This is a genomic window from Rhodanobacter sp. K2T2 (assembly GCF_013408815.1).
Classification (GTDB): domain Bacteria; phylum Pseudomonadota; class Gammaproteobacteria; order Xanthomonadales; family Rhodanobacteraceae; genus Rhodanobacter.
The window spans coordinates 122832-147165 of sequence record NZ_JACCCA010000008.1; the positions used below are offsets into that span (position 1 = coordinate 122832).

At 63.1% G+C, this 24334-nt stretch carries 20 protein-coding genes; 8 read left to right on the forward strand and 12 right to left on the reverse strand.

What is annotated here, in order from left to right:
* Positions 1–66 precede the first annotated feature (66 nt).
* The 4 genes from HDE78_RS14060 (at position 67) to HDE78_RS14075 (ending at position 7798) form a co-directional block, all read left to right on the forward strand.
* A complete protein-coding gene (locus tag HDE78_RS14060) occupies positions 67–1728 on the forward strand; it encodes a Na/Pi cotransporter family protein (RefSeq protein ID WP_179480557.1) in 1662 nt (553 codons plus the stop codon).
* A 271-nt stretch (positions 1729–1999) separates the two neighbouring features.
* Positions 2000–3148: an efflux RND transporter periplasmic adaptor subunit gene (locus tag HDE78_RS14065; protein ID WP_179480559.1), complete on the forward strand. Its 1149-nt coding sequence runs from the start codon at positions 2000–2002 to the stop codon at positions 3146–3148.
* On the forward strand, positions 3141–6254 hold the full coding sequence (locus HDE78_RS14070) for a CusA/CzcA family heavy metal efflux RND transporter (protein WP_179480561.1): 3114 nt from the start codon (positions 3141–3143) through the stop codon (positions 6252–6254). The genes HDE78_RS14065 and HDE78_RS14070 overlap by 8 nt, the downstream gene beginning before the upstream one ends.
* Positions 6255–6313: 59 nt before the next feature.
* Positions 6314–7798: an efflux transporter outer membrane subunit gene (locus tag HDE78_RS14075; protein ID WP_179480563.1), complete on the forward strand. Its 1485-nt coding sequence runs from the start codon at positions 6314–6316 to the stop codon at positions 7796–7798.
* 51 nt (positions 7799–7849) lie between these two features.
* Here HDE78_RS14075 and HDE78_RS14080 read toward each other — a convergent pair whose 3' ends face one another.
* Positions 7850–8671 carry a DedA family protein gene (locus HDE78_RS14080; protein ID WP_255457814.1) on the reverse strand — a complete coding sequence of 274 codons (822 nt, stop codon included), beginning with the start codon at positions 8669–8671 and terminating at the stop codon, positions 7850–7852.
* Here HDE78_RS14080 and HDE78_RS14085 point away from each other — a divergent pair.
* Positions 8670–9245, forward strand: a complete 576-nt coding sequence (locus HDE78_RS14085; RefSeq protein WP_179480565.1) for a flavodoxin family protein — start codon at positions 8670–8672, stop codon at positions 9243–9245. The two genes, HDE78_RS14080 and HDE78_RS14085, sit on opposite strands and share 2 nt — an antisense overlap.
* A 58-nt stretch (positions 9246–9303) precedes the next feature.
* Here the strand turns inward: HDE78_RS14085 and dnaG are convergent, their stop codons facing one another.
* The 4 genes from dnaG to rpsU all read right to left on the reverse strand — a co-directional run bounded on the left by dnaG (position 9304) and on the right by rpsU (position 12416).
* Entirely contained in the window at positions 9304–11091 is a 1788-nt protein-coding gene (gene dnaG, locus HDE78_RS14090) for a DNA primase (RefSeq protein ID WP_179480566.1), read from the reverse strand.
* A 113-nt stretch (positions 11092–11204) separates the two neighbouring features.
* Positions 11205–11375, reverse strand: coding sequence for a DUF1328 domain-containing protein (locus HDE78_RS14095; RefSeq protein WP_179480568.1), 171 nt, complete (start codon positions 11373–11375; stop codon positions 11205–11207).
* 164 nt (positions 11376–11539) lie between these two features.
* Entirely contained in the window at positions 11540–11983 is a 444-nt protein-coding gene (locus HDE78_RS14100) for a GatB/YqeY domain-containing protein (protein WP_179480570.1), read from the reverse strand.
* Positions 11984–12200: 217 nt separating this feature from the next.
* A complete protein-coding gene (gene rpsU / locus HDE78_RS14105) occupies positions 12201–12416 on the reverse strand; it encodes a 30S ribosomal protein S21 (protein ID WP_077483322.1) in 216 nt (71 codons plus the stop codon).
* Positions 12417–12569: 153 nt separating this feature from the next.
* Between rpsU and tsaD the strand changes: the two genes are divergently transcribed.
* The gene (gene tsaD, locus HDE78_RS14110; protein ID WP_255457815.1) at positions 12570–13634 is read left to right on the forward strand and encodes a tRNA (adenosine(37)-N6)-threonylcarbamoyltransferase complex transferase subunit TsaD; all 1065 of its coding nucleotides are present in this window, start codon (positions 12570–12572) and stop codon (positions 13632–13634) included.
* Between the two features lie 117 nt (positions 13635–13751).
* Here tsaD and HDE78_RS14115 read toward each other — a convergent pair whose 3' ends face one another.
* The 4 genes from HDE78_RS14115 to HDE78_RS14130 form a co-directional block, all read right to left on the reverse strand.
* Positions 13752–14225: a DUF1203 domain-containing protein gene (locus HDE78_RS14115; RefSeq protein ID WP_179480572.1), complete on the reverse strand. Its 474-nt coding sequence runs from the start codon at positions 14223–14225 to the stop codon at positions 13752–13754.
* A 222-nt stretch (positions 14226–14447) separates the two neighbouring features.
* Positions 14448–15167, reverse strand: a complete 720-nt coding sequence (locus tag HDE78_RS14120; protein WP_179480574.1) for a pseudouridine synthase — start codon at positions 15165–15167, stop codon at positions 14448–14450.
* Between the two features lie 118 nt (positions 15168–15285).
* Positions 15286–16062, reverse strand: a complete 777-nt coding sequence (locus HDE78_RS14125; RefSeq protein WP_179480576.1) for an ABC transporter permease — start codon at positions 16060–16062, stop codon at positions 15286–15288.
* Positions 16059–17012 carry an ABC transporter ATP-binding protein gene (locus HDE78_RS14130; RefSeq protein WP_179480578.1) on the reverse strand — a complete coding sequence of 318 codons (954 nt, stop codon included), beginning with the start codon at positions 17010–17012 and terminating at the stop codon, positions 16059–16061. Before HDE78_RS14130 ends, HDE78_RS14125 begins: the two co-directional genes overlap by 4 nt.
* A gap of 185 nt (positions 17013–17197) precedes the next feature.
* On the opposite strand from HDE78_RS14130, the gene HDE78_RS14135 reads away from it, so the two are divergent.
* Both HDE78_RS14135 and HDE78_RS14140 read left to right on the forward strand, forming a co-directional pair.
* Complete coding sequence (locus HDE78_RS14135) at positions 17198–17944, forward strand: FAD-binding oxidoreductase (RefSeq protein WP_179480580.1); 747 nt, start codon at positions 17198–17200, stop codon at positions 17942–17944.
* A 936-nt stretch (positions 17945–18880) separates the two neighbouring features.
* Complete coding sequence (locus HDE78_RS14140) at positions 18881–19315, forward strand: hypothetical protein (protein ID WP_179480582.1); 435 nt, start codon at positions 18881–18883, stop codon at positions 19313–19315.
* A gap of 426 nt (positions 19316–19741) precedes the next feature.
* On the opposite strand, the gene HDE78_RS14145 is transcribed toward HDE78_RS14140, so the two are convergent.
* The 3 genes from HDE78_RS14145 to HDE78_RS14155 form a co-directional block, all read right to left on the reverse strand.
* The gene (locus HDE78_RS14145) at positions 19742–20722 is read right to left on the reverse strand and encodes a fimbrial protein (RefSeq protein ID WP_179480584.1); all 981 of its coding nucleotides are present in this window, start codon (positions 20720–20722) and stop codon (positions 19742–19744) included.
* 62 nt (positions 20723–20784) lie between these two features.
* A complete protein-coding gene (locus HDE78_RS14150) occupies positions 20785–23556 on the reverse strand; it encodes a fimbria/pilus outer membrane usher protein (RefSeq protein ID WP_179480586.1) in 2772 nt (923 codons plus the stop codon).
* Positions 23553–24296, reverse strand: a complete 744-nt coding sequence (locus HDE78_RS14155; RefSeq protein ID WP_179480588.1) for a fimbria/pilus periplasmic chaperone — start codon at positions 24294–24296, stop codon at positions 23553–23555. Before HDE78_RS14155 ends, HDE78_RS14150 begins: the two co-directional genes overlap by 4 nt.
* Positions 24297–24334 lie beyond the last annotated feature (38 nt).

The window sequence follows — 24334 nt, forward strand, 5'->3', positions numbered from 1 at the left end:
CATGCGCTGTATCGCAGCGACCGCGCGTTTATCCGCTCGCGTAGTTCACGCACGGAGACTTGTGCCATGAACGGAACCCTGATCCTGCTCGATATCGCAGGTTACGTCGCCCTGCTCCTGTGGGGTACCCATATGGTCACCAGCGGCGTACTGCGCGGTTACGGCAGTGCCTTGCGCCGCTGGCTGGGCCGCTACCTGAGTTACCGCCCGGCGGCGTTTTGTTTCGGTATGGGCGTCACCGCGCTGCTGCAAAGCAGTACCGCCACCGGCATGATGGCCATGTCCTTCGCGGCCAGTGGCTTCCTCGGACTGGCGCCGGGCCTTGCGGTGATGCTCGGTGCCAACGTCGGCAGCACGCTGGTAGTGCAGCTGCTTTCGTTCGATATCGCGCTGGTGGCGCCGGTGCTGGTGCTGATCGGCTTCGTGGTCCATCGCCGCAGCGACGACGCGCGTTACGAAAACATCGGCCGGGTGGCGATCGGGCTCGGTCTGATGCTGTTGTCTCTGCATCTTCTGGTGGTGTCGCTGGCCCCGGTGGAGAACGCCTCGGCGCTGCACGCCGTGCTGCAGGCGCTGGCCGACCAGCCGCTGCTGGCCGTGCTGGTGGCCGCCGTGCTCACCTGGGCATGTCATTCGAGTGTAGCGGTGGTACTGCTGATCGTTTCGCTGGCCACCACCCATGTCATCGATGCACAGGGAGCGCTGGCTCTGGTGCTGGGTGCGAACGTCGGCGGCACGCTGCCGGCGTTGTTCGATGCAAATGGCAATGTGGCCAAACGGCTGCCGCTGGGCAATACGCTGGTGCGGGTATTCGGCTGCCTGCTCTGTCTGCCGCTGCTGCATCCGCTGATGCTGTTGCTGGCACCGCTCGGCGATACGCCAGCCCGCCTGGCGGTGAATTTCCATACCGCTTTCAATCTGGTGCTGGCGCTGATCTTCATTGCGCCCGTGGAGAGCTTTTCGCGCTTGCTGATCCGACTGTTGCCGGAGCCACCGAAGCCGGCCGATGCCGGCGTGCCGCAGTATCTGGACGAGGGCGCGCTGGACAGCGCCAGCGTAGCGCTGGCCAACGCCGCGCGCGAGTCCATGCGGATGGCCGACATGGTCGAAAACATGCTCAAGGGATTGGTCGAGGTGTTCGGCAAGGACGACCGCCAGCGTGCGGCAGCGATCAGCCGCATGGACTCGACGCTGGATCGTCTGGGCGTGGCGATCCGCGAGTACCTTGCCGGTCTCGGCGGTGAGGCCTTGAATGAGGAGGATACCGAGCGCGCCCAGGAGATTCTGACCTTCGTCATCAATATCGAGCATATCGGTGATATCACTGCCAACAATTTGATGGAGTTTGCGGCGAAGAAGGCGCAGCGCGGCCAGGATTTTTCGGCGGACGACATCCAGGATCTGGCGATCATGCAAGCCCACGTCATGGAAAGCCTGCGACTGGGCATGGCGGTGTTTCTGCGCAGCGATCTGCGCGCGGCACAGCAGTTGTTCGCGCGTAAGGAAGTGCTGTGGCGGCTGGAGAACGATATTTCCGAGCGTCATATCCGCGCGTTGCGCGAGCGTCGCGACGAAGGCGGTGCGGGCGACGTCTATCTGCGGATATTGCGTGATCTGAAGCGCATCCACTCGCACCTGGCTGCGCTGGCTTACCCCGTACTCGAACATGCCGGCCTGCTTCAGGACCGGCTGATCCGTGACGTGGTGACAGCGCCAGCCCTGCCGTGACCGCCCATCGTACGAAGAAGGAGAACACCTGCCTTGGACCCTGATTCCCGAAGTCGATTAGTCAAAAAGCCAATCCACCAAGACCAAGAATTTGCCGTCGTTCTGACGTCGCCATCGCGCATGCTCCCCATGGGGTGATGCCTGGACGCGGCGGCCGTCGACGGTCTGACCGCGGCCCGGGATGCGCCCGCAGCTCGTTCGAGTTGCACGCTCTCCTTGCCGTTTCCGCGTCGCTTCGACTGCGTAGTCGTCGCCCGCATGAGCCCGCTGCATGAAGGGGAAGCCCGTGCGCTTTCAAACCATCAAAAATCCGCTTCGCCGCTTCGCCGCCATCGTGTTGATCGTTTGGCTGACGGCCTGTTCGCAATCGCCCAAGGAAGCACCGCCGGAGCCGGCGGTCATCGACGATCACGGCCTGCTGCGCATACCCGAGCATTCGCCATTGCGCTCGCGCCTGCAGGTGCAGACGGTCGAGTTGCGTGCGGTGCCGCACACGCTGACTGCGCCGGCGATGGTCGAGGCCGATCCCGCGCGCACGGCCAATATACTGCCGCCGCTGTCGGGCAAGATCGCCGCGCTGAAGGTCGGGCTGGGCGACACCGTGCATCGCGGCCAGCTGCTGGCCGCGATCGCGTCGGGCGACTTTGCGCAGGCGGTCAGCGATGCCGCCAAGGCGCGCGATGCGCTGGACCTGGCGAAGAAAAGCCTCGATCGCGCGCAGGCCGTGCAACAGGCCGGCGGCGCGGCAGTGAAGGATATGCAGGCCGCGCAGAGCGGCTATACCCAGGCGCTGGACGAGGACCGGCGCGCGCAAGCGAGGTTGGCCGCGGTCGGCGGAACCGGGGGTGGCGGCCAGCTTGCCGATGCGCACGGCATCCGCGTGCTTGCACCGATGGACGGCAGCATCACCGCGCTGTCGATTGCGCCGGGCACCTACGTCAACGATGTGACCGCGTCGATGATGACCATCGTCAACCTCGATTCGGTTTGGGTCACGGCGGATGTGGCCGAAGACGATCTGGCCCTGGTGAAACCGGGCGAGTCGGCCGACGTGTCGCTGTCCGCCTATCCGGGCAGCGTGCTGCATGGCCGCGTCGCGACCGTCGGCAGTGTGCTGCAGCCTGACACGCGCCGCGGCATGGTGCGCATCGTCATCGCCAATGCCGACGGCCGCCTGAAACCCAATATGTTCGCCACCGCGACGTTCGCCGCGGCGCAGCCGGCGCAGGTGTTCGTGCCGGAGTCCGCGCTGCTGATGAACAACGACAGCACCACCGTGCTGGTCGAAGTATCGCCGTGGACCTTCCAGCGCCGCACCGTACAGTTGGGCGATGACGAAGGCACCGGCACGCGCGTGCTGTCCGGCCTGCGCCAGGGCGATCGCGTGGTGGTGAAGGGCGGAGTGCTGCTCAATGATTAATCAGTCCTGGATCGACGCGATCCTGCGCTTTTGTTTTCACCGCCGCGTGCTGTTTCTGGTGGTGACGGTGCTGGTGGCGCTGTTCGGGTATTACTCGTGGACGCAGCTGGCGATCGAGGCCTATCCCGAACTCAGCGACGTCACCGCGCAGGTCACCACGCAGGTGCCGGGCCTGGCCGCGGAGGAGATCGAGCAGCAGGTCACCACGCCGCTGGAGCGCGGCCTGGCCAGCACGCCCGGGCTGGTCAATATTCGTTCCAGCAGCACTTTCGGCCTGTCGCTGATCACCATGACCTTCAAGGACGGCGCCGAGGATTACTGGGAGCGCCAGCGCATCACCGAGCGGCTGGCGCAGGTGACCTTGCCGCCGGGCATCACGCCCAGCCTCGATCCGGTCTCGGGACCGGCCGGCGAGATCTATCGCTATACGCTGGAGTCGGACACGAAGAACCTGATGCAGCTGTCCGAGCTGCAGAACTGGACCATCGTGCCGGCGCTGCAGCAGGTGCCGGGCGTGGCCAATGTCGACGTGTTCGGCGGCTTCACCAAGGAGTTTCAGCTGGAGCTCGATCCGGCGCAACTGCTGCGCTACAAGGTCAGCGTCAACCAGGTCAGCACGGCCATTTCCGCCAATACGTCCAATGCCGGCGGCGGTCGCATCACGCGCGGCGAGCAGTCGTACATCGTGCGCGGCATCGGCATGGTGCACACGCTCAAGGATCTGGGCGACATCGTGGTGACGCAGTCGAACGGCGTGCCGGTATTCGTGCGCGATCTTGGCAAGCTGCGGTATGGCCATCAGGTGCGCGAAGGCATTTTAGGCAAGGACAGCAACCCGGACACCATCGAGGGCATCGTCGATCTGCTGAAGTATGAAAACCCCTCGCGCGTGCTCGAAGGCATCCACGCCAAGGTCGCCGAGCTCAACCGGCGGCTGGCTGCGCAGGACGTGCGCATCGTGCCGTATATCGATCGCGACGACCTGGTCAAGGCGACCAAGGAAAAGGTGCTGCACACGGTGATGGAAGGCGTTGGCCTGGTCTGCATCGTGCTGATTCTCTTCCTCGGCAACGTACGCGCCGCGCTGGTGGCGGCGGTGGCGATTCCGATGTCGCTGGTCACCGTGTTCATCCTGATGCACTTCTTGAAGATGCCGGCGAATCTGTTTTCGCTGGGTGCGATCGATTTCGGCGTGATCGTCGACGGCACCATCGTGGTGACCGAAGCGATTCTGCGTCGGCGCGAGGAAAAGCCGGACGAAGCCTTGACCGAGGACGACGTGATGACGGTGACCTCGCACGTCGGCCGTTCGATCTTCTTCGCCACGCTGATCATCATCACCGCCTATGCGCCGCTGCTGGCGTTCGAACACGCCGAGGGCAAGCTGTTCGCGCCGATGGCCTTCACCGTCGGCTTTGCGCTGCTGGCGGCCTTGCTGTGCACGATCACGCTGACGCCGGGCCTGGCGTATATCGCGCTGCGCAAGCCGCGCAAGCTGTTCCACAACAAGCCGCTGGAGCGCCTGCAGCACGGCTACAGCCGCGTGCTCGACAAGCTGCTGAATCATCTGCCGGTGGTTTACGTCATCACTGGCGTGGCGCTGCTGGCGGTGGTGCTGCTCGGCGGTTCGCTGGGCCGCGAGTTTCTGCCGGATCTGGACGAAGGTTCGCTGTGGCTGCAGGTGCAGATGCCCAGCGGCCTGTCGCTGGACAAGGCCAGTGAGATGACCGGCGAGCTGCGTCGCGCGGTGCGCGAGTTTCCCGAAGTGTCCTACATCGTGACCCAGCTCGGTCGCAACGATACCGGCACCGATCCGTGGACGCCCTCGCACGTGGAAGCGGGTGTCGGTCTCACGCCGTACAGCAGCTGGGCCAACGGCGAAAGCAAGGCGCAGTTTCTGCGCAAGTTCAACGCGCGCATGCAGCAGCTGCCCGGCATGAGCATCGGCATCAGCCAGCCGATCGTCGACGGCGAGAACGACATGATCGGCGGCGCACACAGCCCGCTGGTCATGCGCATCTACGGCGATGACCTGGGCGAGATGCGGCGCATCGGCAACGCGATTGTCGACGTGCTCAAAGGCGTGCGCGGCACGGCCGACGCGTCGATCTTTCAGGAGCCGCCGATTCCGCAGCTGGCGATCGAAGCCGATCGCATGGCAGCGGCGCGCTACGGCATCAACGTGGCCGATATCAGCGGCGTGATTCAGACGGCCATCGGCGGTGCGCCGATCACCCAGGTCTACGTCGGCGATCGCACCTACAATGTGACCGCGCGGGTGCCGCAGGCGATTGCCAACAGCGTCGAAGCGATCGGCAACCTGCCGCTGTCGGCGGCGAACGGCGCGCAGATTCCGTTGAAGGAGGTCGCGCACATCAGCCTGAAAACCGGCGAAAGCACGATCTCGCACGAAAAGAACGAGCGTGAGCTGACCATTCGCGTGGACAACCGCGATCGCGCGCTGTCGGAGTACCTGGCCGACGCGCAGAAACAGATCGATCAGAAAGTGCATTTCGACAAGCAGACCTATCGCACCGAGTGGGCCGGCACCTTCGAAAATCAGCAGCGCGCGCAGGCGCGGCTGATCGTGGTGCTCGGTCTGGTGATGGCGATCATGGCGGTGCTTCTGTATGCCGAATTCGGCAAGCTGCGGCAATCGGTGCTGGTGCTGGCGGTAGTGCCGCTGGCCACATTGGGCGGGCTGATTTCGCTGCACCTGCGCGGCGAGACGCTGAACATCGCCACCGCGGTCGGCTTCATCGCGCTGTTCGGTGTGGCGGTGCAGAACGGCATCATCATGATCTCCAATATCAACCGCGTGCGCGCCGAAGGGCTGTCGATCGAGCAGGCCGTCGTGGCCGGCGCCACCGAGCGCTTCCGCCCGGTGCTGATGACTGCCACGGTGGCGAGCGTCGGCATGCTGCCGGCGGCGATGGCCACCGGTATCGGTACCGATGTGCAGCGCGGCCTGGCCTCCGTCGTTGTCGGCGGTCTGCCGATCGCCACCCTGCTGACGCTGTTTATCCTGCCCGCGTTTTACTTTGCGATCGAGTACGCCATCGAACGCCGCGTGGCGCGCAAGTCGCGCGTGGCCGAGGAGTCATGAGCATGCGTATTCCAACGACAACGTGGCGTGCGACGCCGTGCGCGCAAGGAGATCGGGCGATGACCGTTTTCAATCATCGACGGCTGCCGCGCGCCGCAGCGCGTTTAGCCGTCCTGCTGACGCCCCTGTTTGTAGCCGGCTGTATGGTGGGACCGGACTTCAAGCAGCCTCCCGCGCCGCCGGTGGATCGTTACGCCGCGTCCGCGTCCGCCACGACGGCGAACGCTGGTGGTGACGCTCAGCGTTTCGTTACCGATATGCAGCTGCCCGCGCAGTGGTGGATGCTGTTCCACTCGCCCGCGTTGAACCAACTGATTACGCAGGCGCTGGCGTCCAATCCCGGCATGCAGAGCGCACGCGCCGCACTGCGCCAGGCGCAGGAGAACGTGGCGGCGCAGAAGGGTTCGTATTACCCATCGGTCGATGCCGGCATCAACACCACGCGCCAGCGCAATCCGTCTACGTTATCGAGCCCGCTGGAATCCAATGCCAACTACTACACCCTGACCACCGCCCAGGTCAGCGTGTCGTACATGCCGGATATTTTCGGAGGCAACCGGCGCGCGGTGGAGTCCTTGCAGGCGCAGGCCGATGCGCAGCGCTTTCAGTTGGAAGCGACCTATCTCACGCTCACCTCTAACGTGGCGCTGGCCGCCATCCAGGAAGCCGGACTGCGCGCGCAGATCGCGGCCACGCACGACATTGTCGAGAGCCAGACAAAGGTGCTGGCGACGGTGCGACGCGAGTTCGCGCTGGGTCAGCTGGCCGAGTCCGATGTGGCCGCGCAAGTGGCGCTGCTGGCGCAGGCCCAGGCGACCCTGCCGCCGCTGGAAAAGCAGCTGGCGCAGCAGCGCGATGCACTGGCCGCGCTGCTCGGCCTCTATTCCAGTGATGATATAGCCGTCCATTTCGATCTGGCCGATCTGCAGCTGCCGCACGGTCTGCCGCTGTCGATTCCCTCGCAGCTGGTGAGGCAACGCCCGGACGTGCGTGCGGCGGAGGCGCAGTGGCATGCGGCCAATGCCCAGGTCGGCGTGGCCATTGCCAACCGCTTTCCTAAGCTGACTCTCAGTGCGGGCGCTGGCAGTTCGCCCACGCGCTTCAACGACCTGTTCAAGGACGCGACGAATTTCTGGAGCCTGGGCGCCGGCGTGGCCCAACCGATCTTCGAGGGCGGCAGCCTGCTGCACCAGGAGCGCGCGGCGAAGGCGGCGAACGAACAGGCCGAGGCGCAGTACCGTACTACGGTCGTGGCGGCCTTTCAGAACGTGGCCGATACGCTGTTCGCCATCCGCTCCGATGCCGACGTGTTGACTGCCGCGCAGACCTCGGCCAGCGCCGCGGCGAAAAGCCTGGCGATCGCACAGCGACAGCTGGCGCTGGGCGATATATCCGAGGTGGCCCTGCTCAATGCCCAGCAAACCGCACAACAGGCGCAGATCGCGGTTGCCAGCGCACAGGCCAGTCGCTATGCCGATACGGTAGCGCTGTTTCAGGCGCTGGGCGGCGGCTGGTGGAATCGTCAGGAACCGATCGGCCGGTAGTGCGACGAACGCGATCGCGGAGCATACGCGCCTTCTCGAAGATGGAGCAGATCAGGCCGACTTGCCGTCGGCCTGCGTGTTGCTGCGTCGCCGATGCCGCCACCACAGCACCAGCAGCAGGACGGCGATGATGCCGACCAGCGCCCACAGGCTGCTCTGTCCGCGGCCCATCCATTTCATCAGCCACTCGTGGTTGTCGGCACCGAAATAGCCCAGATACACCCAGAACGGCACGCTGATCAGCGCGGCCAGCCCATCGATCAGCAGAAAGCGCAAAAACGACACCCGGTGGCTGATGCCGGCGGTGATGTACATCGTGGTGCGCATGCCCGGCAGGAAACGGGCGACGAACAGCATGCGGTTGCCGTAGCGGACAAATTTTTCCTGCACCATCTGGTAACGCTTCGGGGTCAGGATGCGCGCCACGAAGCGCCACTTCAGAATGCTGGACCCGTAGCGGTAGCCGAGCAGGAAGATCGCCGAATCGCCCAGCAGCACGCCGAACATCGCCAGCGCAAACATGCCGTGCACGTTGACGTAGCCCAGCCCGGCGATCACGCCGCCGGCGACCAGGGTGACATCTTCCGGCAGGGGCAGGCCCGCGCCGCAGATCATCAGCGCGATAAAGACCGCAACGTAGCCGTTTTCGGCGAAAATCGTGATCAGTCGTTCAAGCAAATCCATGCGTGCCGGCACAGCGCCGGTAGTTGATGGCAAAGCGGCATCATCCCACACGTTGCGTGACCGTTGCCCGCGGGGTGACAGGATGCCCCACCACGCATCAGCCACCGCCGAGCATCCGTGCGCGGGCTTGATGTTTCCCCTTGCAGGCTCCAGACATAAACGATACACAACCTGACGGGAGCTTCTCATGGCAAAAATCGCCATCGTTTATTTCAGCGGCTACGGCCACACTGCCAAGCAGGCCGAAGCGGTGCAGAAGGGCGCGGCGGGCGTCGCCGGCGCCGAGGTGACGGTGTTTCGCATCGACGAGCAGGGCGATCTGCCGGAGGGCGCGCTGGAGACGCTAGGCGCGCAGGACGCGATCATTTACGGTAGCCCCACTTATATGGGCGGCCCGGCGTGGCAGTTCAAGAAATTCGCCGACGCCAGCTCCAAGCCCTGGTTCAGCAGCGCGTGGAAGGACAAGATCGCCGCCGGTTTCACCAACTCCGCCTCGGTCAACGGCGACAAGTTTTCCACCATCACCTATTTCTTCACGCTGTCGCAGCAGCACGGCCAGATATGGATCGGCACCGGCCTACTGCCCTCCAACAAAAAGGAAGATGGCCCGAGCAACGTGAACTGGACGGCCGGTTCGGCCGGTGCGCTGGCGATTTCCCCGTCGGACGCGTCACCGGACGAGGCGCCGCGATCGGGCGACCTGGAAACGGCGCGCCTGCTCGGCGAGCGTGTGGCGAAGTTTGCGGTGAAGCTGAAAGGCTGAGCGTGTTAGAGCGCGAGCTGCCGGCCACCGGCGGCGGCTCGCGTGGTGTTCGCAACGGTTAACTCAGGTCCGAGGTAAACGTCTCGCGGATCGGCAGCAGCGCTCGCAGCTCGTCCTTTTCGGCGTCGCTCAGCGCGCTGCGGCGGCTTTCAAGCTCGCGCTTGCGCGTCAGGCTGGCCTGGTGCTCTAGGCGAGCGATCGCATCGAGAAATTCGCGCGCCTGCCGGTCCGGCTCACCCACCGAAACGGCAGCCATCAGCTTCTGCAGTGCCGGATATTCCTCGCGCTCGGCGAAGTGCTCCACCAGCATGGCGGAGTTGATCCCCGGCCGCGAGCGGGCGATGTCGAGCAGCTCGGCCAGCAGGCCGATACCCGGTTTGTCCTGCGGCAGAAACCGGTAGGGTTTCTCTACCTGATCGGCGATGCCGGGCTGCGTCAGCAGCAGGGCGATGGCGCTGCGCACCAGCGAACGCTGCACTGCGATCGGGCGTTGCACCGCGCGATGGCTGGACGCTGCGGGTTGCACCAGCGCGCGCGCGCCGCTGCGCCGCTCCAGCTCCTGTGCCATCAGATCGCGAAACGCGCCGTCGGGCAGCTTGCCGATCAGCGGACGGGCGCGCTCGGCGAGCCGGGCACGCCCGTCCAGGCTGCCCAGCTCGACGTCGTGCGACAGCTCGTTGAAGAAATAATCCGACAGCGGCATCGCTTCCTTGATGCGCTTTTCGAAGCCTTCCTTGCCTTCCTTGCGTACCAGTGAATCCGGATCTTCGCCGTCTGGCAGAAACAGGAAGTACGCCTGGCGTCCGTCGCGCAGCCGCGGCAGCGCCGACTCCAGCGCTTTCCAGGCCGCGGCGCGGCCGGCGCGGTCGCCGTCGAAGCAGAACACCACGTCGGGCGCGGCGCGGAACAGCACTTCGGTATGTTCGGGCGTGGTCGCGGTGCCCAGCGTGGCCACCGCAATCGGCAGCCCGGCCTGATGCAGGGCGATCACGTCCATATAGCCTTCGACCACCACGATACGCGGCAGGTTGGCATTGGCCTGCTTCACCTGCCACATCGCAAACAGCTCGCGGCCCTTGTGGAACAGCGGCGTCTCGGGCGAGTTGAGGTATTTGGGTGAGGTGCTCTGTTGAGAAGTGCGGGCAGGGATGCCTGCTTCTTGATCTTCGCGCGCAGGAGGCGCGCTGAAAATAATTCTTCCGCCGAAGGCGATCACGCGCCCGCGCCGATCCAGGATCGGAAACATCAGCCGCTCGCGGAAACGATCGTATTTCCGCCCCTGCTCGCTGCTGGCGACCATGCCGGCCTCGTTGAGCAGCTGCAGGCGCCGTTCGCTATTGCCCAGCGACTTGATTACGCCGTCGTAGCCGGCCGGCGCCCAGCCGAGGCGAAAGCGCGCAATGGTTTCGGCGTCCAATCCGCGTTTCTTGCAATAGGCCTGCGCCTCCTTGCTCTTCGGCAGCTCGCTTTGGTACCAGCTGGCGGAGGCGTCGAGCAGGGCGTACAGATCCGTCTTGTCCTCGCGCGGCGCCGCATCGCGACCGCCTTCGCGCGGCACCGTCATGCCCAGGGTTTGCGCCAGTTCCTCGACCGCGTCGGGAAATTCCAGCCGCTCGTAGTCCATCAGAAACTTCAGCGCGCTGCCGTGCGCGCCGCAGCCGAAGCAGTGGAAAAACTGCTTGGCCGGGCTCACGTAAAACGACGGCGAGCGCTCGTTGTGGAAGGGGCAACAGGCAGTCCACTCGCGCCCGGCTTTTTTCAGCGGCACGCGCCGTTCGATCACGTCGACGATGTCGACGCGAGCAAGCAGTTCATCGATAAAACTATCGGGAATCAGGCCGCGCATCAGAGCGCCAGTTTAGCGGCTGGCTGGCGGGAAATTTATTCCGGCAGGAGTTCGCACGCCCGAAAAACGAACGGCGCCCGAAGGCGCCGTTCGGCATGCAGCGATTCGGCCGGTCAAAACAGGTGGACGATGCCTACCAGCCCCAGCACGATGACGATGAAGATGATGATGAAAATTGCGAACAATACCTTGGCGACAGTCGCCGCGGCGCCGGAGATGCCGCCGAAGCCCAGCCAGCCGGCGACGAGTGAGATGATGGCGAAAATAATGGCCCACTTCAGCATGGTGTACTCCCTACGATGGTGATGGCCGGAGTGGCCGGACGCGGGCATTCTTGGGGCAGCCACGTGAAGAGAATGCATGGTGCGGCTGGTCGGCCTTTAAAAAGGTCGCGTTCGCAGAATATTGCGCCGTTTTCGCCGCAACATCGGTGTCAGACGAGACAAACTCAGGCTAGCCGTGCCTTGATCTTGCCCGATACCACAGCCATGTCGGCCCGGCCAGCGGCTTTTTCCTTCACCGCGGCCACGACCTTGCCCATGTCGCGGGCGGAGCTGGCGCCGGTATCGGCAATGGCGGCCTCGACCAGAGCGTCGATTTCTGCATCGTTCAACTTGGTCGGCAGGTAGGTTTCGATCACCGCCATCTCGTCGCGCTCGATGATCGCCAGATCTTCGCGACCGGCCGCCTCGAACTGGCTGACCGAGTCGCGCCGCTGCTTGAGCATCTTTTCCAGCGCGGCCAGCACCTGGGCGTCGTCCAGCTCGATGCGTTCATCGACCTCGCGTTGCTTGATCGCCGCCAGCATCAGGCGAATCACGCCCAGACGATGTTTTTCGCCCGCGCGCATGGCGTTTTTCATATCTTCGGTAAGCTGCTGCTTGAGCGTCATGTGTGGAATCTCCGGTGGGTTGGGGAGAATGGACAGCGAAAAGTCGATTCTACGGAAACGACAAAGCCGGCGTTGTCCCTGGGGACAACACCGGCCTGATCGATCCGATGCGCTTGCGGTGGCTGCGACGGCTTCAGTAAGAGCTGGCGCCAACCGCGTTTCCTATGGGCCTGGCGCTGGGCGCCGGCGAATCTGCCGCTGAGGCAGATCGGGAAACTCAGTACAGGCGGGTCTTGCGAGAAACGTCGCGCGAGAGACGGCGCAGATGGCGCTTGACGGCGGCAGCGCGCTTGCGCTTGCGCTCCTGGGTCGGCTTCTCATAGAACTCGCGCTTGCGCGTTTCAGCGAGCACGCCGGCCTTTTCGCAGGTACGCTTGAAACGACGCAGTGCGATCTCGAACGGCTCGTTCTCGCGAACTTTTACGTTGGGCATGGAAACTCCGAGTGGTAATCTTCCCGCGGAAACGGGACTGTTGGATAGGGCGAGCCGCAAAGTATACCGCGCATATCGCTCAATTTTCAAAGCCCCCATAAAGCCTGATTTGCGCCAGCCCGATTTGACGGGCTTCGTCCGATGAAACCCGATATGAGCAAGCCTGATCCGATGGATCCTAATGTGATGAAACCCGTGCTCGGTATCGAGACGTCGTGCGACGAAACCGGCGTGGCCCTGTTGCGCTGGGAGCCCGCCACTCCAGGCCGCGGCCTGCTGGCGCACACGCTTTACAGCCAGATCAAGCTGCACGCCGAGTACGGCGGCGTAGTGCCGGAACTGGCCAGCCGCGACCATGTGCGTAAGCTCGTGCCACTGATTCGCCAGGCGCTGACCGACGCGGGTTTGACCGTGCAGGACCTGGGCGGCGTGGCTTATACCGCCGGCCCGGGTCTGGTCGGGGCGCTGCTGGTCGGTGCGTCGGCGGGCCGGGCACTGGCCTGGGCCCTTGGCGTGCCAGCGATCGGCGTGCATCACATGGAGGGCCATCTGCTGGCGCCGCTGCTGGAGGACGACCCGCCGGAGCCGCCGTTCGTAGCCCTGCTGGTGTCGGGCGGGCACTCGATGCTGGTCGAGGTCAAGGCCATCGGCCAGTACACGATTCTCGGCGACACGCTGGACGATGCTGCTGGCGAAGCCTTCGACAAGACCGCCAAGATGATGGGCCTGCCGTACCCCGGCGGCCCCATGCTGGCGAAGCTGGCCGAAAGCGGGCGTGCGGGCGCATTTCGCTTTTCCCGCCCGATGACCGATCGCCCCGGCCTCGACTTCAGCTTCTCCGGCCTGAAAACCCAGGTACTGCTGGCCTGGCAGCAGTCGGACAAGAGCGATCAGACGCGCGCCGATATCGCGCGAGCGTTCGAGGAGGCCATCGTCGACACGCTCATCATCAAGTGCCGGCGCGCGCTAGAGGCCAGCGGCGCGAAGCGGCTGGTGATCGCCGGCGGCGTCGGCGCCAATCGACGCTTGCGCAGCGAGCTGGCGGCGGCCGGCACGAAGGACGGCTTCAAGGTCTATTTTCCGCGACTGGATTTCTGCACCGACAACGGCGCGATGATCGCGCTGGCCGGTGCGATTCGGCTGACCAGCGGGCAGTACCAGGATGCTTCGGTACAGGTGTATCCGCGCTGGGATCTGCAGACTCTGCCGGCGGCTTGATCCGCTCCGATGTTTTCTGATGGGAGCACTTTCTTCCTCCTACGGAGGGCGAGCTGCGACAAAAAGCGACGAGCCATAGCCAGCTACGCTCGATGCAAGGATCGGGCACATCGATGCCTAGGCGCGAATGACCTGGCAGGAGAAGCATCCTCGCTCGGCGTTGTGCAGATGGATGTAATCGACCTGATCGTTGCCGAAGTAACTCTCGAGTCGTTTTGCCACGAGCATGCCCTCGCACACACTGGCAGCAACGATCATGTGTGCCTTGTCATACGCGCGCACCGACATGAGGCGGCCGGTGACGTAACTCGAAACTTCCCCTACCTCCAGCCTGCGCTGTTTCGCGGCACGGCGGACGAAGATGGGCCCTGACGCGCGGTACGGCGATGCGGCCGGTTGGTGAAGATAGGGGAGAAGCAACAGTTCTTCTCCGACTTTTGCGTCCTCGAGGCTGACACGGCAGGGGTAGCCCGGGCTCTCGGCTGCGATGCGACGCTCTGCATGATGTTCCTTCAACGCTTCGTCCGACAGCAGGAAGAGCGACTCAAACGGTTCGTGGTCAATACCGACAAGCTGGAACGACGGTGTCATGGGGAAGTCCTTGATGGAGTTCCGGCATTGTCAGGCAATGCTGAGTGGCGGTCTGGCCGTATTCGGACATGTCATTCGGATGGCATGTCGCGGTGCATCGGGCCACCGTTCGATGGCATTCGCCAGGAGTGTAGGGCAGAAGGTTTGCTGGCATCGATCGCCGCGATGATGCATGAGTGGCCCCACGCCGCGACAGCCGCTTCTACAAAAAGTCGACCGGACTCACCACTGCGTGCGTTCCGGCAGAAGTTCTTTGAGTTCGGCTTCCGTGAGATTGCGCCACTGGCCGATTTTCAAATGTGCGAGCTTGACGTTGTCGATACGCACGCGACGCAGCTGCGTCACGCGATAGTCGAACGCGGCGGCCATCAAACGGATTTGCCGGTTCAATCCCTGGGTGAGCACGATCGAGAAGCCGTACTTGGCGATGCGGCGGGTGCGGCAGGGTTTGGTCATCTGGCCGTGGATACGCACGCCCTTGGCCATGCCGCGCAGGAATTCGTCGGTGACGGCCTTGTCCACCGCGACCAGGTATTCCTTCTCGTGGTTGTTTTCGGCGCGCAGAATCTCGTTGACGATGTCGCCGTTGCTGGTCAGCAGGATCAGCCCTTCGGAGTCTTTGTCCAGCCGACCGACCGGAAAAATGCGCTGCGGATGATCGACGAAATTGACGATATTGCCGTCGACGCTCTGGTCGGTCGTGCAGGTAATGCCGACCGGTTTGTTCAGCGCAATATAGACGGCTTTCTTGGCGCCCGGCGTGGCCGCGAGAATGCGTGCCTTGACGATCTCGCCATCCACGCGCACCTCGTCGCCATCCAGCGCCTTGGCGCCGGTGCTCACGATTTCACCGTTGATGGTGACGCGCCCGGCAACCAATAAATCGTCCGCCTCGCGGCGCGAGCACAGGCCGGCTTCGCTGATGTATTTGTTGACGCGCATTATTGGAGCCAGAGATGAGGGGCGACGGGCGAGGGCGCGAAATGCGAGTTCTACGTTGATTGGTTATCGATGAAAGCTCAACTTCGCAACCCTCGCTACTCGCCTCTCGCCCCTGTTTTCACGACCGCAAACCGATGCCGCGTTGGAGCAACTGCAGCGCCACGATCGACAAGGCCACGACAAATGCCAGCATCACGACAAACGCGACCCAGATATTGACGTCGGTGATGCCCAGCACGCCGAAGCGGAACGCGTTGACCATGTATAGGATCGGGTTGATTCGTGAGATGGTTTGCCACGGCTCGCCGAGCATGTTGATCGAATAGAACACGCCGCCCAGATACGTGAGCGGAGTCAGCACGAAGGTGGGCACGAGGGCGATGTCGTCGAACTTCTTGGCGAACACCGCGTTGACGAAGCCGGCCAGGGAAAAAATCGTCGCGCCGAGCAGCACCGAGAGAAAGGTGATGATCGGATGTACGACATGCAGAGAGGTGAAAAACAGCGCGATCAGCAGCACCAGCACGCCGACCACCAGGCCGCGCGTCACTGCGCCGGCGACATAGCCGAGCAGGATCACCCAGTTCGGCATTGGCGAGACCAGCATTTCTTCCACCGATCGGCTGAACTTGGCGCCGAAGAACGAACTGGAGATGTTGCCGTAGCTATTGGTGATGATGCTCATCATGACCAGGCCGGGCACGATGTACTGGATGTAGCTGAAGCCGCCTTCGATGGTGCCGATGCGCCCGCCGATGAGTTTGCCGAACACTACGAAATACAGCGTCATGGTGATCGCCGGCGGAATCAGCGTCTGCGTCCAGATGCGCATGATGCGCACGATTTCGCGACGGACCAGCGTCTGCAGTGCGACGAGATTGGTTGAGGTGCTCATGCCGCTTTCTCCGAGCCATCATTGTCATGGCGACCGTTCTCGACCAGCCGCACGAACAGCTCCTCCAGCCGGTTGGTTTTGTTGCGCATCGAAACGACGGTAATGTGGTTTTCCGACAGGGCGGCGAACAGCGAATTGAGATCCTGCGCACGCGGCATGTCGGCCTCCAGCGTGTGGTCGTCGATGCGGCGCAAGGTGATGCCGGGCAGCGTCGGCAGGTCGCCAAGCGTGCCGCTGATATCGAATACGAAGGTTTCGACATCCAGCGTCGCCAGCAGGTTGCGCATGCTGGTGTTTTCGACGATGCGGCCGCCGTCGATGATCGCGATGTTGCGGCACAGCTGCTCGGCTTCCTCCAGATAATGCGTGGTGAGGATCACCGTGGTGCCGGCCGCATTGATGCCGCTGACGAATTGCCACATCGAGCGGCGGATCTCGATATCGACGCCGGCGGTCGGCTCGTCGAGGATCAGCAGCTTCGGCTCGTTCATCATGGCGCGGGCGATCATCAGGCGTCGCTTCATGCCGCCGGACAGCATGCGCGCCTGGTGCTGCGCCTTGTCCCACAGGCGCAGCTCTTTCAGATATTTTTCGGCGCGCTGGGCGGCGATCTTGCGCGGCACGCCGTAGAAACCGGCCTCGTTCACGCAGATGTCGAACAGTTTCTCGAACTGGTTGAAGTTGATTTCCTGCGGCACCAGGCCGATCAGCTTCATCGCCTCGTTGCGATGCTTATTGACCGAGATGCCGAACACCTTGGCGTCGCCGTCGGTGGAATTGACCAGGGACGAGAGAATGCCGATGAGCGTCGATTTGCCGGCCCCGTTGGGGCCGAGCAGGGCAAAAAAGTCGCCGGGTTGCACGGTGAGGTTGATGCCCTTGAGGGCTTCGACGCCGTTGCCATAGGTCTTGCGCAGGTTCTCGACGACGAGTGCGGGTGCTGATGTCATGGGGGATGCCGGGTGAGGGAAAGCCTGGAAAACCATGCGCTGGGCGCGCCCCGAACCCGCGGGTTCGAATGGCGGCAGCGCCAGCGTTTGGTCAGCGGCTCTTAGCCAACTATTATAGCGGGCTTGGCGCGGCCACCCGATCCTCCGGGTGCACGCACCGTTTCCTCAAGACCGTCAGGACTCCCATGGCCGATCATTTCCAGCTCCGTCTCGTCGATAGCCGCATGTTGGCGTCGTCGGTGCGCCACCTCGTTTTCGAGCGGGTTGACGGCCAGCCGCTGGCATTCCAGCCGGGGCAGTTCCTGCAAATCCACTTTCAGTACGACGACGGCACGGCGACCAAGCGCAGCTATTCGGTAGCCACCGTGGGCGATGGCAGCTCGCCCGTGCAGCGCATCGAGATTGCGGTGAGCTACGTCGAGGGCGGCGCGGCCACCAAGCTTCTGGGGGAGCTGGCGCACGGCGGCATCATCGATGCCAGCGGACCCTACGGGCGCTTCTGCCTGCACGAGGCCGATGTTCACCCGCGTTATCTGCTGCTGGCCACGGGCACCGGCGTCACGCCGTACCGCGCGATGCTGCCGCAAATTGCCGCACTGCTGGAAAAGGGCGATCGCGAAGTCGTGCTGCTGTACGGTGCGCGCTCCGAAGAAGAGCTGCTTTACGGCGACGAGTTCGAAGCTTTCTCGCAGCAGCATCCGGGCTTCGTCTTTCACGGCTGCCTGAGCCGCCAGCCGCGCGCCACTCCGCTCCCGACCGATCGCAGCGGCCACGTGCAGACCGTGCTGGCCGAATTGGCACCCAGCGCCGAGCGTGACATCGCCTACCTCTGCGGCAATCCCAACATGGTCGATGCTGCCTTTATCGTATTGAAGGACTTCGGTCTTCCCGTGCCGCAGATCCGCCGCGAAAAGTACATTTCTTCGCGCTGAGGTCAATCTCTAACAGCCTGTTCATGCCACCGCCGACCGATATGGGCGTGCGCTTGCATAAGCAATGGCAACCAGTTCGTATCGCACGCCGCTGTGCTGGATCACGTGCCCCTCACGCTGCCATCGCGCGAGCCATACGAAAGATTGATTTTATCAGTTATTTCACGACGTTATCACGTTAAAACCGTGACCTGGCCGCCAGTATCGTCGAGGTCGAAAGAAGATTCTAACCCTGGCAGGGCAGACCGCCCTGAGCTGTCCTCACAGGGGGAATCTCGATATGACTTCAGTTTTCTCCAAGTTGGCGGTGGGCTTGGTTATGTGCTCCATCTCGCTTTGTTCTACGGTTAGTGCGGAAGAGTCGAAGATCGTTTTTTCAGGGAGCATTGTTGCTCCCACTTGCCCAGTTGCGCTGACGGAAACGACGGCTTCGGCAGCATCGGCCTCGACCTCGCTTGGGCAGCGTTTCGATTGCGATGCCGGAAGCGCACACGCATCGACAGCGTCCAGGTTTTATGCCAGTACGACCGTTCAAATTTCAGCGTCAGAAGCAGATCGAGTGCTCCGGTACTTTGACGAATATGTAAGGAACGGCTCGCCTAACGCCAAAGATCCTGTCGTCGTCACTCAAACCTATGAGTAGTTGAGTGGGTGCGTGAAAAAGCCTCCGCTTCCGTGATTCTCGAGGGAAGCGGAGCAAAACGGCACCCGCGCCACTCTATTTCTCCGCAGGGCTTTCTCAAACGCCGCGCGCCACAGCATATGCGATAGCCGACATAAGGCTGTTTCCGTGAGAACGGCGCATTCCTCTCCTTTCTTTGTGAATGCAGATAGGGGAAACGAATCGAGCGATTCCGAATGACGCTTCGGACGGATTATGTGACTCGGCTCACATTTCGCTCATCGGGGTAGAGAGATGGCATCAAGACATTCGTCGTGCTGCCGATGCGCTTCATGCAACCCGCCGTTTCGCGGGGGCTTGAGGACATTCCCATGCATCTTGCACGACGCGTTGTTTCGGCTTTCAGCCTATGTGCCATGGTTGCCTGCGCCCTGATCGCAGAGCCTGCCGCTGCCGACGGCGGCACCATCAGCTTCGTCGGTGCCATTGTCGCTCCAACCTGCAGTATCGCTGCCTGGTCGAGTTCTTTAACGGCAACGGTCAGTGAAGCTTTAGTGAATCAGCCGGTACGCCGAGCATGCAGCGAAACCAGCCACCCGGCCGCCAATACGGCACGCGTCTACGCCGTGAGCGTCGAGCGCTTGTCGAGTTCAGAGTCTGATCGCGTGCTCGCTTATTTCGACAGCTATGTCAAAGCCGGTCGCCCCGACGCTGACGATCCGGTTCTGGTTACGCAGACTTACGAGTGAACACGAAAGCCGGAGGTCGACGTGTAAGCAGGCCGGCCGCTTCCGGGCGCGCGCACCTACTTGATCGGGGGCTCGGCCCGCCAGTCCGCTATCAATTGCAGAAATAAACCGTCGAACCGTCTGTTCGGCAGACCTTGGCGCTCGTGGCGCCTGCGCTCTGGATGGCACCGTTGGCTTGGTGGCCCGCAGCGGCGGTGGAATCGGTCGTTAGCGGCGCCCGCGTGATCGGCTGCGATGTATTGCCAATAGAAGGCGCTGCGTTTGGCGAGCCTGTCGCCGTATTCGCGGTTACGCCGGTTCGGCTGGTCGCATGGGCCGTTCTTGGATGCGCCACGGATTGCGCCATACCAGGGCTGGCTGATGTCGCGAAAAGGCCCAGTGCTAGAACATAGTGAATCATTCGATTTTTCATAGAGGTGTGTCCGGTCACTGATACGACAGGGTGAAAGTGGCGGAGGCGTTGATGCTGCCCGCCGTGACGGTACCGCTGCGGTAGTACTGAGCGTAATAGGGAATACTCAATGCACCGGTCGGCGTGCTGCCGACAACGGTCGTGGCGCCAAACACGACCGGATTGTAATTCTGGTCCAGCAATCGCAAGCCCACCCCGGCGGAGCTGCCGGATGTTTTGGTAAGCACGCCGGTGATGTTCGATGCGGTGCCGGCATAGTCCAGCTCGATGTCGAGCGTGGCACCGCTGGAGCAGGTCAGGGCGATGGCGAACGGCGTCGTTCCAGCGGTAGCTCCGACGCTCGCCATGGCCCCGACGCTTACGGTGGGCAGCGTGACATTGATCGGCGTCGTGTTGACCGAACAAGCCGGATCGATAATGGTTATCGAGGTGGTCAGATTGAACGCTTCGATCTTCAATCCGTTCGCATACAACCAGTACGCCAGCGTGCCCGCCGGTATGACGCTGCCGCTGACAATCGGTCCGGTCTTGATCAGGGTCAGAGAGGACGCGACCGAGTTGGTATACGAGCCATTGGCAATCGTGCAGCACGGATAAGGCAGCAAAAGGTTGGTCGAGGTGCTATGTCCAATGCTGTAGCCGATGCCGGCAACGCCTGTCGGATAAATCGTTGCCGTTGTTCCTGGTTGAGCGCCGACGTTGTTGCTGACGCCATAGATGGAGTTGTTGCTGCAAGTCATGGAGTTGGGATTGGCGGGCGCCACCGAGCCCGATTGATAGAGCACGGTGCCCACGGCGGCGCCGTAAGATACGGTTATCGTGGAGCTTGGCGGCGTGAAGTTGACCGCAGCGGGCGCCGAGCCGGCCGTGATGGTGCAGTTGGCTTTCGCCCCGCCGGGTACAAGCGCAAGTATGCCAAGCGCCAATAACAAAGCGCTCCCGCGCAGCCATCCCGTGCCGAAAAAGTCTGCAACCCGGTCAAAAAAGCGTTTCATGATCGCCCTGGATATGTCGGTCGTCGCGCTTGAGTCGTGCGAAAGCAAGACGCATGCGCGAGTCATTGGCTGCCACCGGCCATCGCGACAGGAGTGTTGGAGAGGCAGGTGGCTTGAATTTCTTCATAGCGCTGGACATGTTTGCTTGTTGTGGCAGGCAGCCGGTAGTGGAATGAACACGATAGTTTGTTGCCGTCGTCGTCCTGCCAGCGTGCGCTGAGCAATCCGCTCTGGTCCACGCCGCGCAGCAGGACCTGGCCGGCCTGGCCGACGACCCCGAGCGACTGGTTCTGTGCGTTGAATATCTCCGCACCGAACGGCAGTGCCTGGCCGTCGGGCAAGCGGGCGCGCACGATGATGGTGCGCCCGCTCTCCGTGCGGAATTTCAGCATCACCACCGCACCGGCATGCGGCGCCACCTGGGCGCTGGTGGCATCCAGCTGTACGTCCAGCGGCAGCCCTTTGGGGTCGATGCCGATAGTGTTGAGATTGTACGGGGTGAGATAAGGCACCAGCGCGTATCCGGCGCTGTCGATACGCACGCCGGAGGCATTGGTCAGCCGTGCACCGTTCGCGTCGGGTGCGAACACCACCGCCACCGTATCGCCGGTCGGCTGACCGAACGTGATGCCGCCGGGATGGGCGACCACGGCACCGGTGACGCTCAGCGACGTCTGCGAATAGCCGCTGCCGCTGCCGTAGCTGCCGTTGAAAATCGCATACGGGCTTCGATATCCGCCGTTGACGCTGCCGGAGTTGCCGGTTTCGCCGCTGCCATGCGTAGCGGTCGCGCCATAGGTGACCTGGTTGTCGGCACCGAGCGAGCCGCTGACCATCGCCTGATCTTGCGAACCGGTCTGGTCGTGACTGGCGTTGAACGACAGCGTGGGCGCATGCGCAGCGTCGCCCAGCGGCACGCTGAAACTCACCAGATACTGGTTGTCGTTGCGGCCAAGCTGATCGCGCGAACGGGTTGCCGAAAGGCTATAGCTCACGCGGTGGAACGTATTGTTGTAGCCGGCCTGGAATTGCGTATTCGTGCCCGGGCTATTCCAGTAATTGGTGGTGGAGGCATTGGCGTAGAACGAACCGCCGTGTGCGCCGAGCTGTTGACTCACGCTGATCGAAAAGGTGCCCCGTTGGCGCTGCAAGCCCGTGCTGCTGAGCAGCGAATTGCCCAGCGCATCGGTGCCAAACAGCGACGCCTGCTGAGCCGGGGTCAGCACGCCGTCGTCGGTTGTCGGAAGCGCTGTCGGAGCCACGTAGTCGAACGGATCGATACCGCGTCGCGCGTCGTCTCGCGTCAGCGCAGCGTCGGTCAGATTCAGATAACCGCTGGTCGAATATCGGTACGCGGCTACCGATAACGAAGTGTTGTTATCGGTAAAGATCTTGCTATAGCTCAGTCGGACACTCTGGCCGGCCTGGGTCGCATAACCGGGAACGTCGGTGCGTGCATGGCTCAGATCGAGCGCCACTGCGCCATAGCGGGTGTTGATCGCGCTGCCGATCAGCACCGAGGCGTAGCCTTGCGAGCCGACGAGGCCGGCATAGCCGGTCAGAAGATTGGTAAACCCGTGCTGGAGCGCTGCCTGCGCCACCGCCGGCTGGTGCTCGATGAATTGATCGCGCAGCTGCCCGATCGCGATATCGAAACGGGTGATGCCGGGACGCAGCAGCTGCACGACCGACGCATACGGGACGGAAAAGCTGCGCGCCCGTCCGTCCGCTTCGGTCACCGTTACATCGAGGCTGCCGCCGTAGCCGGTGGGATACAGGTCGCTGATGGCAAACGGGCCCGGCGCCACCGTCGTCTGGTAGATCAGCACGCCGTTCTGGCGCACGGTCACCTTGGCATTGGTGTCGGCTACGCCGCGTACCACCGGCGCGTAGCCGCGCAGGGAGTCCGGCAGCATGCGATCGTCGGAAGCAATCTGCACGCCGCGCAGGCCGAAGCTGTCGAACACCTGGCCATCGGTATACGAATCGCCCAAGGTGAGCTGCGCGCGCCATGCGGGCAGATCGCGCTGCACATAGGTATCGATGTTCTGCCACTGCCGACGTGCCGGCGCGCTGCCGCTGGCGGATTGCCAGTTGAGCGTCGAATCCTGGCGGAAGTGCCACGGGCCATAATTGAAGCCGGCATTGAGGCCGAGGTAGGCCGAGGTCTGATCCTGTCCCTCGTTGGTGGTGAGATAGCTGTTGAAACTGTAGTTCAACAGCCCGGCCGGCACGCCGGCATCCCAGTTTTCCGGGCTGACGTAGCCGCGTGGGGTCTGTCCGAGGTAGGTCTGCGGAACGCTCACGTCGATGCGCAGTTCGGCCATGTCGAACGTGACGGTGGCATCGGGTATCAGGCTAGCGATATCGACGCATGCGGCGGGATCCTCCAGCTTGGCGACAAGGTCGGCGGAGAGTTTCGGCGGATGCAGGCCGAGCTGATCGAGCAGATGGCGATCGACGCACGCGCTGGCGCTGTCCTGCCCGGCGACGGTCGCGAAACGTACGTTGCTTCGTCCGGACAGTACGGTGTTGAGATAGACGTCCGCGTTGTAGCGGCCCGGCAGCACGGGATTGCCGTGTTCGAAGCGGGACAGGTCGGTCGTGTTTTTGCTCGATCCGGACAGCAGGTTGCGGTCGAAACTGGCGTCGTTGCTGTTCGCGTCGGCCGCGGCATCGGGCGGGGCGCTGGCAACACCGTCGACCGGCATCGCCGCTGCCGGCAACACCCGCCCGGCCAACGCCATCGCGATCGAGGCACGCAGCAGGATATGGCGGCACGCACCGTACCTGCGCCAACGAAGCGCCGAAGGCGGAGCCGGTCGACCCTTCATGGGGCGATCGTGCCGCTGAACGTCGTTGCCGCGCCGTAGTCGTTGACGACAACATAGTTAACCGGCGTACCGGCGGCTGGGGCCTGGCTCAGGCCCTTGATGGTCAGTCGCAGCACACCGAGCGGATCGATCATCCCGGTTTCGCTTGCATACGATTTGCCGCCCACGTTGACCGACAGGTCGGTAATGGTGATGTGGTAAGGAGTCGGGTTGCGCACGTCGAGCACGTAGCCCTGCGCCTGCGGAGCGACCTTCCAGATCAATTGGGCCGGCACTTTTAGCGGGTCGCCTGGCAGGTGATCCGGGCGATAGAAAAGCTTGAGCCGCGAATGGATCGCCAGCTGCAGGGTGTTCTTGTCCTGCGTTTCCATCGAACTGGGTTTCGGTGGAATTTCCAGAACGTTGAGCCAGAACAACGATTCGCGATCCGTCGGTAGGGGCGCCGGCGTGGCGATGATGCGCAGGCTCTGGTCTTTGTGCGCCTCGATGCGAAACAGCGGCGGCGTTATCAGGAAGGGCGCGTCGACTTTTTCTGGCGTGGACTTCGGATCACCGCGATCCACCCATGCCTCGATCAGCGCAGGTCGTGCGCTGTCGTTGCTCAGGCGCAACGTTACCTCGCCGTCTTTCGCGGGAAAAATGACGCGAGTACCGCCGATAATCACGCTGGCCTGCGCGACGTTCGCGCAGAAAAGAAGTGCGAATGCGTACGACAGTACGCCGCAACCCATGCTTTTCATCGAAAGGTTTCCGCAAGAGGTTTGGTGCAAAGCAAACC

Excerpts from the sequence above, each read along its gene's own strand:
- HDE78_RS14060 (WP_179480557.1), top strand. The coding sequence starts at position 67 with ATGAACGGAACCCTGATCCTGCTCGATATCGCAGGTTACGTCGCCCTG.
- HDE78_RS14065 (WP_179480559.1), top strand. The coding sequence starts at position 2,000 with ATGAAGGGGAAGCCCGTGCGCTTTCAAACCATCAAAAATCCGCTTCGC.
- HDE78_RS14070 (WP_179480561.1), top strand. The coding sequence starts at position 3,141 with ATGATTAATCAGTCCTGGATCGACGCGATCCTGCGCTTTTGTTTTCAC.
- HDE78_RS14075 (WP_179480563.1), top strand. The coding sequence starts at position 6,314 with ATGACCGTTTTCAATCATCGACGGCTGCCGCGCGCCGCAGCGCGTTTA.
- HDE78_RS14085 (WP_179480565.1), top strand. The coding sequence starts at position 8,670 with ATGGCAAAAATCGCCATCGTTTATTTCAGCGGCTACGGCCACACTGCC.
- HDE78_RS14080 (WP_255457814.1), bottom strand. The coding sequence starts at position 8,671 with ATGAGAAGCTCCCGTCAGGTTGTGTATCGTTTATGTCTGGAGCCTGCA.
- dnaG (WP_179480566.1), bottom strand. The coding sequence starts at position 11,091 with ATGCGCGGCCTGATTCCCGATAGTTTTATCGATGAACTGCTTGCTCGC.
- HDE78_RS14095 (WP_179480568.1), bottom strand. The coding sequence starts at position 11,375 with ATGCTGAAGTGGGCCATTATTTTCGCCATCATCTCACTCGTCGCCGGC.
- HDE78_RS14100 (WP_179480570.1), bottom strand. The coding sequence starts at position 11,983 with ATGACGCTCAAGCAGCAGCTTACCGAAGATATGAAAAACGCCATGCGC.
- rpsU (WP_077483322.1), bottom strand. The coding sequence starts at position 12,416 with ATGCCCAACGTAAAAGTTCGCGAGAACGAGCCGTTCGAGATCGCACTG.
- tsaD (WP_255457815.1), top strand. The coding sequence starts at position 12,570 with ATGAGCAAGCCTGATCCGATGGATCCTAATGTGATGAAACCCGTGCTC.
- HDE78_RS14115 (WP_179480572.1), bottom strand. The coding sequence starts at position 14,225 with ATGACACCGTCGTTCCAGCTTGTCGGTATTGACCACGAACCGTTTGAG.
- HDE78_RS14120 (WP_179480574.1), bottom strand. The coding sequence starts at position 15,167 with ATGCGCGTCAACAAATACATCAGCGAAGCCGGCCTGTGCTCGCGCCGC.
- HDE78_RS14125 (WP_179480576.1), bottom strand. The coding sequence starts at position 16,062 with ATGAGCACCTCAACCAATCTCGTCGCACTGCAGACGCTGGTCCGTCGC.
- HDE78_RS14130 (WP_179480578.1), bottom strand. The coding sequence starts at position 17,012 with ATGACATCAGCACCCGCACTCGTCGTCGAGAACCTGCGCAAGACCTAT.
- HDE78_RS14135 (WP_179480580.1), top strand. The coding sequence starts at position 17,198 with ATGGCCGATCATTTCCAGCTCCGTCTCGTCGATAGCCGCATGTTGGCG.
- HDE78_RS14145 (WP_179480584.1), bottom strand. The coding sequence starts at position 20,722 with ATGAAACGCTTTTTTGACCGGGTTGCAGACTTTTTCGGCACGGGATGG.
- HDE78_RS14150 (WP_179480586.1), bottom strand. The coding sequence starts at position 23,556 with ATGAAGGGTCGACCGGCTCCGCCTTCGGCGCTTCGTTGGCGCAGGTAC.
- HDE78_RS14155 (WP_179480588.1), bottom strand. The coding sequence starts at position 24,296 with ATGAAAAGCATGGGTTGCGGCGTACTGTCGTACGCATTCGCACTTCTT.